Annotated in this window: 14 protein-coding genes; 9 read left to right on the forward strand and 5 right to left on the reverse strand. The window is 41.1% G+C overall.

Translation table 11 applies throughout. The features are described from left to right. The first annotated feature begins 87 nt into the window (after nt 1-87). Together D8844_RS02975 and D8844_RS02980 are read left to right on the forward strand one after the other, a co-directional pair. Complete coding sequence (locus D8844_RS02975; RefSeq protein WP_125421778.1) at nt 88-789, forward strand: response regulator transcription factor; 702 nt, start codon at nt 88-90, stop codon at nt 787-789. Then, nucleotides 786-1664, forward strand: coding sequence for a sensor histidine kinase (locus D8844_RS02980; protein ID WP_125421780.1), 879 nt, complete (start codon nt 786-788; stop codon nt 1662-1664). Before D8844_RS02975 ends, D8844_RS02980 begins: the two co-directional genes overlap by 4 nt. Before the next feature lie 40 nt (nt 1665-1704). Here D8844_RS02980 and D8844_RS02985 read toward each other — a convergent pair whose 3' ends face one another. From D8844_RS02985 to D8844_RS02995, 3 genes are all read right to left on the reverse strand, one after another. Then, nucleotides 1705-2457, reverse strand: a complete 753-nt coding sequence (locus tag D8844_RS02985; RefSeq protein WP_125391746.1) for an ABC-2 transporter permease family protein — start codon at nt 2455-2457, stop codon at nt 1705-1707. Nucleotides 2458-2467: 10 nt separating this feature from the next. After that, nucleotides 2468-3376 (reverse strand): ATP-binding cassette domain-containing protein, encoded by a 909-nt coding sequence (locus D8844_RS02990; RefSeq protein ID WP_125421783.1) that lies wholly within the window; start codon nt 3374-3376, stop codon nt 2468-2470. 141 nt (nt 3377-3517) lie between these two features. Then, entirely contained in the window at nt 3518-4327 is an 810-nt protein-coding gene (locus tag D8844_RS02995) for a Cof-type HAD-IIB family hydrolase (RefSeq protein WP_125421786.1), read from the reverse strand. Between the two features lie 146 nt (nt 4328-4473). Between D8844_RS02995 and D8844_RS03000 the strand changes: the two genes are divergently transcribed. From D8844_RS03000 to D8844_RS03020, 5 genes are all read left to right on the forward strand, one after another. After that, nucleotides 4474-4935 (forward strand): MarR family winged helix-turn-helix transcriptional regulator, encoded by a 462-nt coding sequence (locus D8844_RS03000; RefSeq protein WP_125421789.1) that lies wholly within the window; start codon nt 4474-4476, stop codon nt 4933-4935. Next, nucleotides 4928-5347, forward strand: coding sequence for an EVE domain-containing protein (locus tag D8844_RS03005; RefSeq protein ID WP_125421792.1), 420 nt, complete (start codon nt 4928-4930; stop codon nt 5345-5347). The genes D8844_RS03000 and D8844_RS03005 overlap by 8 nt, the downstream gene beginning before the upstream one ends. A gap of 106 nt (nt 5348-5453) precedes the next feature. Then, nucleotides 5454-8729 carry an ATP-dependent nuclease subunit B gene (gene rexB, locus D8844_RS03010; RefSeq protein WP_125421795.1) on the forward strand — a complete coding sequence of 1092 codons (3276 nt, stop codon included), beginning with the start codon at nt 5454-5456 and terminating at the stop codon, nt 8727-8729. Continuing rightward, on the forward strand, nt 8726-12379 hold the full coding sequence (addA, locus tag D8844_RS03015) for a helicase-exonuclease AddAB subunit AddA (protein WP_125421798.1): 3654 nt from the start codon (nt 8726-8728) through the stop codon (nt 12377-12379). Before rexB ends, addA begins: the two co-directional genes overlap by 4 nt. Nucleotides 12380-12396: 17 nt before the next feature. Beyond that, complete coding sequence (locus D8844_RS03020; RefSeq protein ID WP_125421801.1) at nt 12397-13575, forward strand: hypothetical protein; 1179 nt, start codon at nt 12397-12399, stop codon at nt 13573-13575. A 34-nt stretch (nt 13576-13609) separates the two neighbouring features. Here the strand turns inward: D8844_RS03020 and D8844_RS03025 are convergent, their stop codons facing one another. Both D8844_RS03025 and mazE read right to left on the reverse strand, forming a co-directional pair. Beyond that, a complete protein-coding gene (locus D8844_RS03025) occupies nt 13610-13966 on the reverse strand; it encodes a type II toxin-antitoxin system PemK/MazF family toxin (protein WP_000560798.1) in 357 nt (118 codons plus the stop codon). Next, nucleotides 13950-14165 (reverse strand): type II toxin-antitoxin system PemI/MazE family antitoxin, encoded by a 216-nt coding sequence (gene mazE / locus D8844_RS03030; RefSeq protein WP_001098942.1) that lies wholly within the window; start codon nt 14163-14165, stop codon nt 13950-13952. Before mazE ends, D8844_RS03025 begins: the two co-directional genes overlap by 17 nt. Nucleotides 14166-14380: 215 nt before the next feature. Here mazE and ylqF point away from each other — a divergent pair, with 215 nt between their 5' ends. Beyond that, on the forward strand, nt 14381-15232 hold the full coding sequence (gene ylqF, locus D8844_RS03035; protein WP_000201310.1) for a ribosome biogenesis GTPase YlqF: 852 nt from the start codon (nt 14381-14383) through the stop codon (nt 15230-15232). Next, nucleotides 15219-15998, forward strand: a complete 780-nt coding sequence (gene rnhB, locus D8844_RS03040) for a ribonuclease HII (RefSeq protein WP_125421804.1) — start codon at nt 15219-15221, stop codon at nt 15996-15998. Before ylqF ends, rnhB begins: the two co-directional genes overlap by 14 nt. The last annotated feature ends 7 nt before the right edge of the window (nt 15999-16005 follow it).

The raw sequence follows: 16005 nt of genomic DNA on the forward strand, positions 1-16005 counted from the left end.
CTTCTTACTTAAAATGTGAGAGGAGCTTTTCTGTGTCTGGAAATCCTAATAAAACATGTTATAATGGTTTTAGAAAGGATGATGTTTATGGCTAAGATATTGGTTATTGAAGATAATAATGAAATCCAAGAAATTTTGCGAACACTTCTCATTGAGGAGCACGAGGTGATTCAAGCCTTTTCTGGTACGGAAGGTATCATGCAATTTGATAAAGGTGGCATTGATCTCGTTCTGCTAGATATCATGCTTCCAGGGAAAAATGGCGACCAAGTCTTGCAAGCCATTCGACAAACTAGTCAGACACCAGTTATCATGCTCACTGCTTTGAGTGATAAAAAGCTTATCAGCCAATATCTATTAGATGGTGCCAATGATTATATAGTAAAACCTTTTGATTTGAACGAAGTCTTTGCCAGAGTCACTGTACAGTTACGCCAAAACGGTGAACATCAGTCAGAAAACCAGAGAAAAACTGAAAACCTCGTACAAAGCTTAAAAAATATCCAGTTTGATGCGGATAGTTTTGAAATAAGTAGCGCAACTGAAACCATTCGCCTTGCAAAGAAAGAGTGTCAGATTCTCCAAATCTTGCTCCAGCATCCTAAAAAGATTTTCACCAAGGAAGAACTCTATGAATTGATTTGGGAAGAAAGTTACCTGCCTGGAGATAATACGCTCAACACTCATCTAAGCAATCTCCGTAAAAAACTACATCAACTGGATCCAAATGACGAATACATCGAAACCATTTGGGGAGTTGGTGTACGATTAAAAGGAGACAAGCAATGATTTATATTTTATTATCAATATTGCTCCTCATTAACATCATTTTATCAGTTTCTTTGATTCGCTATCATCTAACAGTTAGAGATTTAAGCAGACAAATCGAAGAGAAGATTCGCTCGGGTAGCATGAAGAGGATCGGTGTAAATTTCTTTTCAAAGACCATTTTGCGTCTACATAACCAAATTGAGAATCTATTTCAAGAAGTGGAACAGAATCAGCTAATCATGAAGCGTGAAAAACGCACCCTAGATATGGCAATCAGTAACATCGCTCATGATATCCGGACACCTTTAACAATCGCTTCAGGATATACTCAGCAACTAATAAAACACCCCGATAATAGTTCAGAAACCTTAAATAAAATAGCCCATCATCAGGATTTGGTTTCCAAACGTTTGGAGGCTCTCCTCGAATATCGTCATTTGATGGAAGGGGCAGTCAAACCGAAACTGGAAGAGCTTGATTTATCAACCTTTATAACGAAGAAGACTTTAAACTATTACGACGTTTTTCAATCTTCACAGATTGTTCTTGATTTTAACGTTGAACCAGGATTGAAAACGACGACTGATGGGGACTTGCTGGATCGAATTATACAAAACCTCCTTGGAAATGTTCTCAAGCACGGCAAGGAGAAGGCTCGACTTTCTTTGAAAAAGGAAGAAAATAGGCTTGTTTTAGAAATCGATAATCTTGTCAAAAAACCTATCAAGAATATAGACAATCTCAGCAATCGTTTTTATTCTGAAAATCTATCAGACACAGAAGAATCCTCTGGTTTAGGTCTATATATCACTGAGGAATTATGCCATCTTCTCGGTGCAGATATGAAACTAAGCACAGATGGAGAATGGTTTTCAGCCTTTATTTATTTTTAACAGAAGAAACCTCCTCTATATCCTAGAGGAGGTCATTTTTTTACAGACTTTTCTTTTTGAAAACGGTAAGGCTGCTGAGAGAGAAGAAAAGTATGACAGAAACGCAAACCGTGATGGTATAGAGAATAGATTGATTATTACTAGTCATAGCATAGGCAAATTCTAGGATTAAATATCGTAGAATTTCAATATCTGGGAAAACAAGCATTGGCATAGAAAGGATGATAGAGCTGACCAAATAACCAATAAATACCGCAAGATAAGAATGACTAACATAGAGAATGAAGGAAACAATGGAAAGCCAAGCAAGGAGGCAAAGAAATTGAAGGAAAATGGTTAAGAGGAGATTAGTAGCAAAACCATCAGGCATTGTTCCAATTCCGTTTAGTAGAGTAGCAGGAATAAAGGCAATCACAAGGCTGGCGATGAGTTGTAAGAGAGCGATACTTGCTAGTACAAAGGATTTAGCAAGGAAATACTCTGTACGAGAAACGCCAACTGTCAAACTATTTTTATATAGTTTGCCGATTAGGTCAACCCCAAGAACTAAACATACTAGAATAATACAGAGGAAAACGAGATTTGAGCCGTTATTAGACGCGTTGATTAGGGCTTCTATCCCATTCCAACCATGGGTAGGAATCTCGGATGGTGCTGGTTGAACGGACATTAGATGTCCTGTAGCTCCTATAGTAGCCCCCATTAACATAAGTACAAAGAGAATGAATTCTGTAATCCAGAATCCTTTGGAGCGGAAAAGACGGTAAAAATCTGCTTGAATGGTGTGAATCATGATTTTTCTCCTATTCTACCAATTGGGTGAAGTATTCTTCTAGATTTTGACGGGCAAAGTAAATTTCGTCAATAGCAACATCGGCCAAAGTTAGTTGCTTAAGAATCTGTTTGACATCTTGTTCCTGACCAAAGATATGGATTTCATTTTCTGGATTGACAACCTTGAACTGGAGTTGGATTTGTTCTTTCAATACTTGACAAGCTCTTTCTTTATCGCTTGTTCTAAGCACGATATAATCCTCACTTAGTGTTTCAAACTCAGCTTTGCTGATTTCACGGATAATCTTACCTTGATCCAGAATACCAAAGCGATTAGCTAAGAGATAGAGTTCTGACAAGATATGGCTAGAGACGAGAATGGTTATGCCTTTTTCTTGATTGAGGCGTTGAAACATCAGACGAAATTCTTTGATTCCAATTGGGTCAAGTCCGTTGATAGGTTCATCTAAGATCAGGAAGTCGGGTTTGGACAGAAGAGCAATAGCGATACCAAGTCTTTGTTTCATTCCTAGCGAGAAATCACGAAAGACTTTCTTACCTGTATCAGACAAACCTACATAATCTAGTGTTTCTTGAATAACTTTATCAGCATTTGGAATATGGCGGATCATACAATAATATTTCAGATTTTGATAGGCTGTTAAGTGATTATGAGCTACAGGTGATTCGATAACTGAACCTACTCGAGATAAGCCCTTGGTCCACTCATTTTCCGATTGACTAGAAAAGAGGGAAACAGTTCCTTTATCCGCAAACAGTAGTTGTGTAATGATTTTGATAAGAGTAGTTTTACCTGCTCCATTTTTTCCGATTAGTCCATAAATATCTCCCTCTTTTATGGTTAGACTAAGATCTTGAAGAATAGCTTGTTGGCCGAATTGTTTGGTCAGTCCATGAATTTCGAGTACTGTTTTCATGATTTTCTCCTTTTGATTTATTTTTCTAACTTTAGTATAAGCTATAGAAATCAAAGAAAGTTCAAGTATTTCTAAAGAGTTTCTAAAGTTTTCTGATTCTTAAAAAAACAAAACCCAGTTGACATGAACTGGGCCTTTTTACTATAAAATATACTTCTCAATGGCACGCGCAACACCATCTTCTTCATTGCTGGTTGTGACGTCATTGGCTAAGGATTTGACATAATCGCTGGCATTTCCCATAGCAATACCAAGCCCTGCAAACTGGAGCATTTCGATATCGTTATTGGCATCGCCCATGGCCATAATTTCTGAGGGCTCGATCTTCAAAATCGCTGCTAGTCGAGAAAGAGCAGTAGCCTTTGTTGTTCCAAGTGGCATAGCTTCATAAATGACAGGCTGCGAACGAACACCGCTGAACCGTTGGCATAGTTCTGTCGCAAAACGCTGCTCAAAATCATCTGTTTGCTCTTTGGTACCCAAAAACATCCCTTGGAACATCCGATACTTGCCACTAGTCGCGTCCTCAAGGGAGATTTCAGTCAGGTCTGAAAAGACTAACTTGGCATCATTTTGAACGATTTGATTAGGCTTGCCACCGAGTACAAAATAATGTTCCTCATTAAAAAGGGTCAACTGGACGTTGCTTTTTTCTGATAGGTCATAGAGATATTCGATGTCAGCTGGACTAAGTTCTTGCCAGTCAACTAGACTCCAGTCACTGGTCTGGTGAGTTGAACAACCGTTATTGACGATGACATACTCATTCTGGAGGTCCAGTCCTAGTTTTTTATAGTAGGGAAGGACACCGAAAAGCGGGCGACCTGTACAGAGAACCAGTTTGACACCTTTTTCAATGGCTTGGTGAATGGCAGTGATGTGGGCTTGCGGGATTTCTTTGGCTTCATTAAGGAGGGTTCCGTCCATATCCAAGGCTAGTAGTTTAATCATAAGACTTCCTTTTCTAGGTGTTTTGCTTTTATTATAGCATATAGACTATAAAATGTCTGACAGAATTGTAAAATTCGGCTTTCCTTTTCTTGAAAAACAAAATAAATTCTTATATAATATGTATACTTAATATTTAAGGAGAAAAAATGTCAAAGTATCACTTTAATTCAATTTACAAAAATGATGAAACAGAGTCTACAGGTCTTCTTTTCATTAAAGTTTACAACAAGTGGGAAAGTAACTTAAAAAGAGTTTTGAAATCGGTTGGCCTCACTTTGCCCCAATTTATCGTTTTAACCTCGCTCTTGTTTTTGTCTAATAGAGAGGAATATGTAACGCAAGTTGATATCGCTCGGTTCACTGGTATGGATGTCATGACGGTTTCCCAGATTGTTAGGCTACTGGAGAAGAAGGACTACATTAAACGTGATCAACATCCAAAGGATAGTCGGGCAAAACTTGTCTCAGTGACGAAGTCTGGCGCAGAGAAGGTCAATCAAGCTTTACCTTTAGTAGAAGGGGTTGATGAAGAATTTTTTGAAAAACTATCTAACGATAGAGAAGTTTTTAATCGCATGTTGGTAGAGTTGGAGGATAAAAATGCCTAGATATTGGGTCGGAGTTGTTTCGAAGAACCATGTTTTAAGAGGAGTTGAGGGAAATTTTTGTCAGGTCTGTCATGGAAAGGGCGGACCCTTAAACCGTATGAAAAAAGGTGACTATCTTTTATACTATAGTCCAAAATACGATATGAACGGTCAAGACAAGTTACAGGCTTTTGTGGCCGTAGGTAAAATTACAGATGACAAAGCCTATCAAGTAGAGCAGTTTGAAGGATTCTTTCCCTTTAGACGAAATGTCGAGTATTATCAACCAGTCAAAGATTATTCCATAGAAGTAGCCAGACAGCATCCTGAATGGAGAGACTATACTTCTCGGCTTCGTTATGGACATTTTGAAGTTTCCAAAGACTTTTTCCTCTATATCTTTCAGCATATGAAAGTGGATGATGAAGGATGATTGATTTGCTAGTTAAATGATTGTCAACTAGAATTTTGGATTTGGACTGTGAAGCGAACTTTGCTATAATAGAGTAAGAAACTTTGATAAACCAAACGAGGCTGAGATGAAATTACTTTATACTGATATTCGGACTTCTTTGACTGAAATTTTAACAAGAGAGGCAGAAGAGCTAGTTGCTGCAGGCAAGCGGGTTTTCTACATCGCCCCCAACTCTCTTTCATTTGAAAAGGAACGCGCCGTGCTGGAATGCTTGTCCCAGCAGGCTTCTTTTGCGATTACCGTCACGCGTTTTGCTCAGATGGCTCGTTATCTGGTTTTAAATGATTTGCCAGCTAAGACGAGTCTAGATGACATCGGTCTTGGGATGGCTTTTTATAAATGTCTTACGGAACTAGATCCCAAGGACTTGCGTGTTTATGGTGCTATAAAGCAGGATCCTCAATTTATCCAGCAGTTGGTTGAACTTTATCATGTGATGACGACTGCTCAGATGAGCTTTTTGGACTTGGAAAGTTTGACAGATGAGGACAAGCGGGCAGACTTACTCTTGATTTTTGAGAAAGTGACTGCCTATCTTAATCAAGGTCAGTTGGCTCAGGGAAGTCAGTTGTCCCATTTGATTGAGGCTATTGAGAATGACAAGGTAAGTAGTGATTTCAGTCAGATTGCCTTGGTTATTGATGGCTTTACCCGTTTTTCTGCCGAGGAAGAGCGTGTATTGGATCTACTTCATCGCAAAGGTGCCGAGATTGTTATTGGGGCCTATGCAAGCAAGAAAGCCTATACCAGTCCGTTCTCTGAAGGGAATCTCTACCAAGCCAGTGTGGAATTTCTTCATCATTTGGGGGCAAAATACCAAACACCTGCTCAGGATCGTTCTCAGACACATGAGAAAATGGATAGTTTTGACAAAGCCTCTCGTTTGCTGGAGTCTTCTTATGACTTTTCAGAACTCACCTTGGATATCGATGAGAAAGACAGGGAAAACTTGCAAATCTGGTCTTGTTTGACACAAAAGGAAGAGTTGGAGCTGGTGGCCCGTAGCATTCGTCAGAAATTACATGACCATCCAGAACTGAGTTACAAGAATTTTCGTATTCTGCTGGGGGATGTGGCTTCTTACCAGCTATCACTGAAAACTATTTTTGACCAGTACCAAATTCCTTTCTATCTTGGTAGAAGTGAATCCATGGCTCATCATCCCTTGACCCAGTATGTGGAGTCTATTTTGCGTTTGAAACGATACCGTTTTCGTCAGGAGGATTTGATTAATCTCCTCAGAACTGGTCTGTATACTGACCTCAGTCAGGCTGAGATTGATGCTTTTGAGCAATACCTCCGCTATCTTGGTATCAATGGCTTGCCAGCCTTTCAGCAGACCTTTACCAAATCCCACCATGGAAAATTTGATTTAGAGCATTTAAATTCTCTTCGTCTGCGAGTTTTGGCGCCACTTGAAACCTTATTTGCCAGTCGGAAGCAAAAGACTGAAAATCTCTTGCAAAAGTGGAATACTTTTCTAAAAAATGCTGCTTTAAGCAAGCAGATGCAAGAATTGACAGCTACTATGGAAACTCTAGAACAGGAAAGACAAGCCGAAGTTTGGAAAACCTTCTGCCATGTTTTAGAACAATTTGCTACCGTTTTTGCTGGTTCACAAGTTAGTCTGGAGGATTTCCTAGCCTTGCTCCATTCTGGGATGAGTTTGTCCCAGTATCGCACCATTCCAGCAACTGTTGATACTGTTCTGGTGCAGAGTTATGATTTGATTGCCCCTCTGACCGCTGACTTTGTCTATGCCATCGGACTGACTCAGGATCATTTACCAAAAATTGCGCAAAACACCAGTCTTTTGACAGATGAAGAACGACAAAGTCTAAACCAAGCGACTGAGGAGGGAGCACAATTACTGATTGCAAGTAGTGAAAATCTCAAGAAAAATCGCTACACCATGCTTTCCTTAGTCAATGCTGCCCGTAAACAATTGATTTTGTCAGCTCCAAGTCTTCTTAATGAAAATGAGAGTAAGGAATCAGCTTATCTTCAAGAGCTAGTTCATTTCGGATTTAGCCGAATAGAGAAGAAGATTCATCAAAAAAGTCTGTCTAAGGATGATATGGGTTCTTATCACAGTCTCTTGTCTAGCTTAGTTGCCTATCATCAGCAGGCAGGTTCTAGTGAAAATGAAAAAGATGTGACCTTTGTCAAGGTTTTGGCTCGTGTCATGGGGAAAAAACTTGACCAGAAAGGTCTTACAAATCCTGCACTCCCAACTAGTCCAAGCAGCAAGCCATTAGAGAAAGAGACCTTGCAGGCTCTCTATCCCGCTGACAAGGAGTTTTACCTGTCTACGTCTGGTTTGACGGAGTTTTACCGCAATGAATACAGTTATTTCCTCCGTTATGTCTTAGGTTTGCAGGAAGAATTGCGCCTACGTCCTGATGCTCGCAGTCATGGGAATTTCTTGCACCGTATTTTTGAACGGGCCTTGAAACTCCCTGCTGAAAATTCCTTTGACCAACGTTTGGAACAAGCTATTAAGGAAACCAGTCAAGAACGGGAATTCGAAGCCATTTATCAAGAAAGTTTGGAAGCCCAGTTTACCAAGGAAGTTCTACTTGATGTTGCGCGAACTACGGGCCACATCCTTCGTCATAATCCAGCCATTGAAACCATCCAAGAGGAGGCAACATTTGGCGGTAAAGATCAAGCCTTTATTCAATTGGACGACGGTCGCAGTGTCCATGTGCGAGGCAAGGTTGACCGAATCGACCGTTTGAAAGCTGATGGAGCAATAGGAGTGGTAGATTACAAGTCTAGTTTGACCCAGTTCCAGTTTCCTCATTTCTTCAATGGGCTTAATTCCCAACTGCCCACCTATCTTGCTGCTCTTAAAGGAGAAGGGGAGCAGAACTTTTTCGGTGCCATGTACTTGGAAATGGCTGAGCCTGTCCAATCTTTATTAGCTGTTAAAAGTCTGGCAGGAGCAGTAGTAGAAGCCAGCAAATCAATGAAATACCAAGGACTCTTTTTAGAAAAAGAAAGCAGTCACTTGGGCGAATTTTACAACAAAAACAAGGCTAATCAGCTGACAGACGAGGAATTCCAGCTCTTATTGGACTACAATGCTCATCTTTACAAGAAGGCAGCTGAGAAGATTTTAGAAGGCCAGTTTGCCATTAATCCATACACAGAAAACGGCAGAAGTATTGCCCCGTATGTCCAGCAACACCAAGCCATCACTGGATTTGAAGCCAATTACCACTTAGGACAAGCCCGTTTCCTAGAGAAGTTGGACTTAGCTGATGGCAAGCGTCTGGTTGGAGAAAAGCTCAAGCAAGCTTGGTTTGAGAAAATGAGAGAGGAGTTGAATCGATGAAGCCCATTTCCTTTTTAACTGAGGAAGAAATTCAAAAACTGCAAGAAGCAGAAGCGAGTTCGAACAAGGAACAAAAGAAAACAGCTGAGCAAATCGAAGCCATTTATACGGCAGGGCAAAATATCCTAGTTTCAGCTTCAGCTGGTTCAGGGAAGACCTTTGTCATGGCAGAGCGTATTCTGAATCAGTTAGCGCATGGTGTAGAAATCAGCCAACTCTTTATCTCGACCTTTACCGTCAAGGCTGCTACAGAGCTTAAGGAACGTTTGGAGAAAAAAATCGGCCAACAAATCCAAGAAAGTAGCGATGTTGACCTTAAACAACACTTGGGTCGCCAGTTGGCAGACCTGCCAAACGCTGCCATCGGAACCATGGACTCCTTCACGCAAAAATTCCTTGGCAAGCATGGCTATCTGATTGATATCGCACCAAACTTCCGTATTCTGCAAAATGAAAGTGAACAGTTACTCTTAAAGAACGAAGTTTTTCATCAGGTTTTTGAAGACCATTACCAAGGTGAGAATAAAGAGAAATTTAGTAGTTTGGTGAAGAACTTTGCTGGGCGTGGCAAGGATGAACGAGGTCTGCGCCAACAAGTCTACAAAATCTATGACTTTTTACAATCCACCAGCAGTCCCCAAAAATGGCTGAACAAGTCTTTTCTCAAAGGGTTTGAAGAAGCTGACTTTGCAAATGAAAAAGACAAACTAACTGAGCAAATAAAGCAGGCGCTTTGGGACTTGGAAAGTTTCTTCCGTTATCATCTGGATAACGATGCCAATGAGTTTCCAAAAGCTGCCTATTTAGAAGCTGTTCAACAGGTTTTGGATGAAATTAGCTCCTTAAATCAAGAGTCCGATAGCCAGGCTTATCAAGCAGTTCTTGCGTGTATTGTCGCCATCTCTAAGGAAAAAAATGGTCGAGCTCTGGCTAACTCCAGTCGTAAGGCCGATTTGAAACCACTGGCTGATGCCTATAACGATGAGAGAAAGGTCCAGTTTGCTAAACTAGGACAACTGTCAGACCAGATAACCATTCTCGACTATCAAGAGCGTTATCATGAAGATACCTGGGATCTAGCTAAAACCTTCCAAACCTTTATGAGTGATTTTGTGGAGGCTTATCGTGAACGTAAACGCCAGGAAAATGCCTTTGAATTCGCTGATATTAGTCATTACACCATTGAGATTTTAGAGAATTTCCCACAAGTCCGCGAGGCTTATCAGGAACGATTCCACGAAGTCATGGTCGATGAGTATCAGGATACTAACCACATTCAAGAACGGATGCTGGAATTGCTGTCGAATGGTCACAATCGCTTTATGGTGGGAGATATCAAGCAGTCTATCTACCGTTTCCGTCAGGCAGATCCCCAAATTTTCAATGAAAAATTTCAACGCTATGCGCAAAATCCTAAAGAGGGTAAGTTGATACTCCTCAAGGAAAATTTCCGTAGCAGTTCAGAAGTGCTATCAGCAACCAATGATGTTTTTGGACGCCTTATGGACCAAGAGGTCGGCGAAATCAACTATGATAGCATGCACCAGCTTGTTTTTGCTAATACCAAGCTGGCTCCTAATCCAGACAACAAGGCAGAATTTCTCCCCTACGATAAGGACGATAGTGGGCAAGAGGAGGAAGAGAGCCAAACAGAATCGAAACTAACTGGTGAAATGCGTCTGGTCATCAAGGAAATCTTGAAGCTCCATCAAGAGAAAGGTGTAGCCTTTAAGGAAATTGCCCTTTTGACTTCCAGTCGCAGTCGAAATGACCAGATTCTACTTGCCCTGTCTGAGTACGGAATTCCAGTTAAAACCGACGGTGAGCAAAACAACTACCTCCAATCCCTAGAAGTACAAGTCATGCTGGACACCCTGCGCGTCATTCACAATCCCCTGCAAGACTATGCCTTGGTAGCTCTGATGAAGTCTCCTATGTTTAGTTTCGATGAGGACGAGTTGGCACGTTTATCTCTTCAGAAAGCAGAAGATAAAGTACAAGAGAATCTTTATGAGAAACTAGTTAATGCTCAAAGACAGGTAACTGATCAGAAAGAGTTAATTCACAAGGACCTAGCTGAAAAACTCAATCAATTCATGGATATTTTGGATTCTTGGCGCTTGTATGCCAAAACCCACTCTCTCTATGACTTGATTTGGAAGATTTATAATGACCGTTTTTATTATGACTATGTTGGAGCTTTGCCAAATGGCCCTGCTAGACAGGCCAATCTCTATGCCCTAGCGCTACGTGCTGACCAGTTTGAAAAGAGTAATTTTAAGGGATTGTCGCGTTTTATACGTATGATTGACCAAGTCCTAGAAGCCCAGCACGATCTCGCAAGTGTAGCCGTCGCACCGCCTAAAGGTGCTGTGGAACTCTTGACCATTCACAAGAGCAAAGGACTGGAGTTTCCTTATGTCTTTATCCTCAACATGGATCAGGACTTCAACAAGCAAGACTCGATGTCAGACGTCATTCTCAGCCGTCAAAATGGGCTTGGTGTCAAATACATTGCCAAGGTGGAAACAGGAGCAGTGGAAGCACACTATCCTAAAACCATCAAACTCTCCATTCCTAGCCTGACCTATACGCAGAATGAGAAAGAACTGCAACTGGCTAGCTATTCAGAGCAGATGCGTCTGCTGTATGTTGCCATGACAAGGGCTGAGAAAAAGCTCTATCTTGTTGGCAAGGGCTCTCGCGAAAAGCTAGAAGCCAAGGAATACCCAGCAGCAAACAATGGAAAATTAGATAGCAATACCAGACTGCAAGCAAGAAATTTCCAAGATTGGGTCTGGGCTATCAGCAAAGTATTTGCCAAGGACAATCTCAACTTTAGCTATCGTTTTGTTGGTGAAGACCAGCTGACTAGAGAAGCTATCGGAGAATTGGAAAACAAGAGCCCTCTCCAAGATAGCTCTCAAGCAAGCAACCGCCAGTCAGAAACCATCAAAGAAGCTCTGGAAATGCTGAAAGAGGTGGAAGTTTATAATACTCTTCACCGCGCAGCCATTGAACTACCAAGTGTTCAAACCCCAAGTCAAATCAAGAAATTCTACGAACCCGTTATGGATATGGAGGGTGTTCAAATTGCTAGTCAAACTCAATCAACTGAGAAGAAAATCAGCTTTGATTTACCAGATTTCTCAACTAAAGAAAAGGTAACTGGAGCTGAGATTGGTAGTGCCACTCACGAACTCATGCAGAGAATGGACCTTAGTCAGCAACCAACACTTACTAGCCTGACAGAAACTCTCAAACAAGTTCAGACTAGTCCAGCAGTCAGAGACAGGATCAATCTTTCTAAAATTCTCGCATTCTTTGATACAGCACTTGGTCAGGAAATTCTCGCTAATACCGACCATCTCTACCGCGAGCAACCTTTCTCCATGCTCAAACGCGACCAAAAGAGTCAGGAAGACTTTGTTGTTCGTGGGATCTTGGACGGCTATCTAGTTTACGAGGACAGAATTATTCTTTTCGACTATAAGACAGACCGTTACGATCAACCAAGTCAACTCATAGACCGCTATCGTGGTCAGTTAGCCCTATATGGAGAGGCTTTATCTAGAGCCTATTCGATTGAAAACATTGAAAAATACTTGATTTTGCTCGGCAAAGACGAGGTTCAAGTTGTAAAAGTATAACCTAGAAAGGAGACCTCATGACACTTCCAGTTAGAAAATCCCTTCATGATGCGGTTTTACAGGCTTCAAAAGCCGATACTTGGAATCAAGCTACCAAGGAATGGAATGAAGTTTCCTTGATTTTTAATGGCATTGGCCGTAGTAATTGTATCTGTGGAAATGCGATTAAGTACGCTTACGAACTCTTTAACGGAGTTACAGGCCAACGCCTCTTTCCGATTGGAAGCGATTGTGTTCGCCATTTTCATCGTATTAGCCTCGACCAAAAACTAGAAGAGGAAGAAAAACTACTCAGAAAAGTTGAAAATCTAACCAGAAAGGCTCAGAAAAAGGAAAAAATCAAGGTTAATAAAAGCGATTTTGACGAACGACTTCTAAAATGGTTTTGGGAGAAAGGTGTTTTCAAAGCCAATCGTGGCAATCAATTTGCGCCTGAGAGAGACTATCAGCTCTTCCTAGAGGTCTTTCAAGGTGGAAGTTGGACCAAGGCAGATCCAAATAAGAAGGCTCGTATGGAAGAAGTGCTGGAAAAGTGTATCAAACCTTTTCTACTTGGTAAGACCGATGACCAACTCTACCTTGTCAAACTAGGCAAGGAGAAAATTGACTACGAGCAGCATTTACGGATTCAAGCAGAGAAAGAACGCAAGAAAAGAGATAAAATCGCCAAGCAATACGCTGACAACCTCATTCTTGCTATGGGACCTGCAGAACGAGCCTATCAAGATTACTTTGGCTTTACAGAAACCTTGACCCAAGAAGAACGAAAATGGGAAAAAATCCTCTTTGGTAAGAATAGAGACGAACGGGCTATCAAGGCTAAACAAAACCAAAAGGAGTTGGAAAAGGATCAGCGAATTGCAAATCAAGATCCGATTGAACGAAAGCAGAAGCAGACTTGGCTTCTTAATTCCTATTTTCGTGATTTGCCTGATGAAAAATCCAGATTTGCTCGACTCTTATTAGAATTTCGAAAAAGTGGAGAAGTAGCTTTTTCAGATGATTACTTATCTGAGCATCTCATCGACTTTTTCTACAAGATGAAAGCCTTTGAGTTTGAAATCGCACCAGAACAAGTACGCGATTTTCTAAAAAAATGCCTTCAGGCAGAACATCTATCATCAGCACAAGAAAGCTGGATTAGAGGAATTCTCCTTAATTGCCTTCACCCGTTCTTAAATAGGTTACTCATATAGAAAAAAATCCTACCATGCATAGACAAGGTAGGATTTATGTATCTCCAAAGATGTACTGGTAAAGTTGGACGACTTTCTGAAAACACTGCGTGTCCATTCTTGTTATTTTTTGAGCATTACGCATCCGAAAATCAAAGGTATACAGTTGAAATGGATTGACAGCGCCATCTACCTTGTCCGACGAGACAGGAACGAGCAAGCCTTTTTCAGCCAAACGTTGTTGGCCATGAGTGATAGGACAGACAGCCACAAAACCAGTTTGCAAGGCATATTCTCTCCTAGAAACGACCAATGCAGGTCGCCGTTTCTGGATTTCTCGACCGACTGATGGATCAAAGTCCAGCCAAATGATATCCTGCTTTTCAGGAATATAGTCAGATTTCGCTATCAAGTGACCTTACCCCTTCAAAATCATTTGTCATTCTCAAATCAGTAATCCCATCAAAAGGATCTTTCAGTTTTGGAGCTAAGACAATGACTCCGTCAATCCCTTTGTAGACAACCATTTCTTGACCTTCTGTCATACCTAAATTTTTAGGAATGGTCACAGTGAGAGAGTTTCCCACCTTCCGAGTCTTTACTGTATTCATTGCTCTACCTCCACGAGTTAGTATACACTAAGTATATACCTGTTAGCAAAAAAAGTCAAGTCAATCCTGACTGGCATCAAGGATGTTTCGGACCAATACTATTTGTCATTTATTGTGGTCAAAGCCTGTGCAAAAGTTCCTCATTTATGATAGAATAGGTAGTAAGAAAGAAAACGTTTTTACTACGTTTTTTTTAGTCGGAAGGGGAAAATATTATGGCTACTATTCAATGGTTTCCGGGTCACATGTCTAAGGCTCGGCGGCAAGTTCAGGAGAATTTAAAGTTTGTTGATTTTGTGACGATTTTGGTGGATGCTCGGCTACCTTTATCTAGTCAAAATCCTATGTTAACCAAGATTGTGGGTGATAAACCAAAGCTTTTGATTTTGAATAAGGCAGATCTGGCTGATCCTGCAATGACCAAAGAATGGCGTCAGTATTTTGAATCACAGGGAATCCAAACTCTGGCTATCAACTCCAAAGAGCAAGTAACTGTAAAAGTTGTGACTGATGCTGCTAAAAAGCTCATGGCTGATAAGATTGCACGCCAGAAAGAACGCGGTATCAAGATCGAAACCTTGCGGACCATGATTATCGGAATTCCAAATGCCGGTAAGTCAACTCTCATGAACCGTTTGGCTGGGAAAAAGATTGCGGTTGTCGGCAATAAACCAGGTGTTACCAAGGGGCAACAGTGGCTCAAAACCAATAAAGATCTTGAAATCCTAGACACGCCAGGGATTCTCTGGCCTAAGTTCGAAGACGAAACCGTTGCTTTGAAACTAGCCTTGACTGGAGCAATTAAAGATCAACTACTCCCAATGGATGAAGTGACCATTTTTGGTCTCAATTATTTCAAAAAACATTATCCAGAAAAGCTAGCTGAACGCTTCAAACAAATGAAGATAGAAGAAGAAGCACCTGTTATCATCATGGATATGACCCGTGCCCTCGGTTTCCGAGACGACTACGACCGCTTTTACAGCCTCTTCGTCAAGGAAGTCCGTGATGGAAAACTCGGTAACTATACCTTAGATACATTGGACGACATCGATGACGACGATTAAAGAAATCAAAGAACTTCTGGCTACTGTCAAAGAATTAGACAATCCTCTTTTTCTAGAATTCGAAAAAGATCCTCGTTCTGGAGTTCAAAAGGAAATCAACAAGCGTAAAAAAGCCATACAGGCTGAACTGGATGAGGACCTTCGTTTGGAAACTATGCTTTCCTATGAAAAAGAGCTTTACCAGCAAGGATTGACCCTAATTGCAGGTGTTGACGAGGTCGGCCGTGGTCCTCTGGCTGGACCTGTAATCGCTGCAGCTGTTATTTTGCCAAAAAATTGTAAGATTAGAGGGCTCAACGACAGCAAGAAGATCCCTAAAAAGAAACATCTGGAAATTTATCAAACCGTTCAAGACCAGGCCTTGGCAATAGGTATTGGTATCAAGGATAATCACATCATTGACCAAGTCAATATCTACGAGGCGACCAAACTGGCCATGAAGGAAGCAATCTCCCAGCTCAGTCCGCAACCTGAGCACCTCTTGATAGACGCCATGAAACTGGAGTTACCAATTTCACAAACCTCCATTATCAAAGGAGATGCCAACTCCCTCTCCATCGCAGCTGCATCTATAGTGGCCAAGGTGACACGGGATGAATTGATGAAGGAATATGACAACCAATATCCCGGCTATGATTTTACAGCTAATGCAGGCTATGGAACAGCTAAACACCTAGAAGGACTGGAAAAATTAGGTGTCACCCCAATTCACCGAACCAGTTTTGAACCAGTCAAAACACTGGTTTCAACTAAGAAAGACAAGTAAGAGGAAA

The sequence above is a fragment of the Streptococcus oralis genome (assembly GCF_003942875.1).
GTDB lineage: Bacteria > Bacillota > Bacilli > Lactobacillales > Streptococcaceae > Streptococcus > Streptococcus oralis_BX.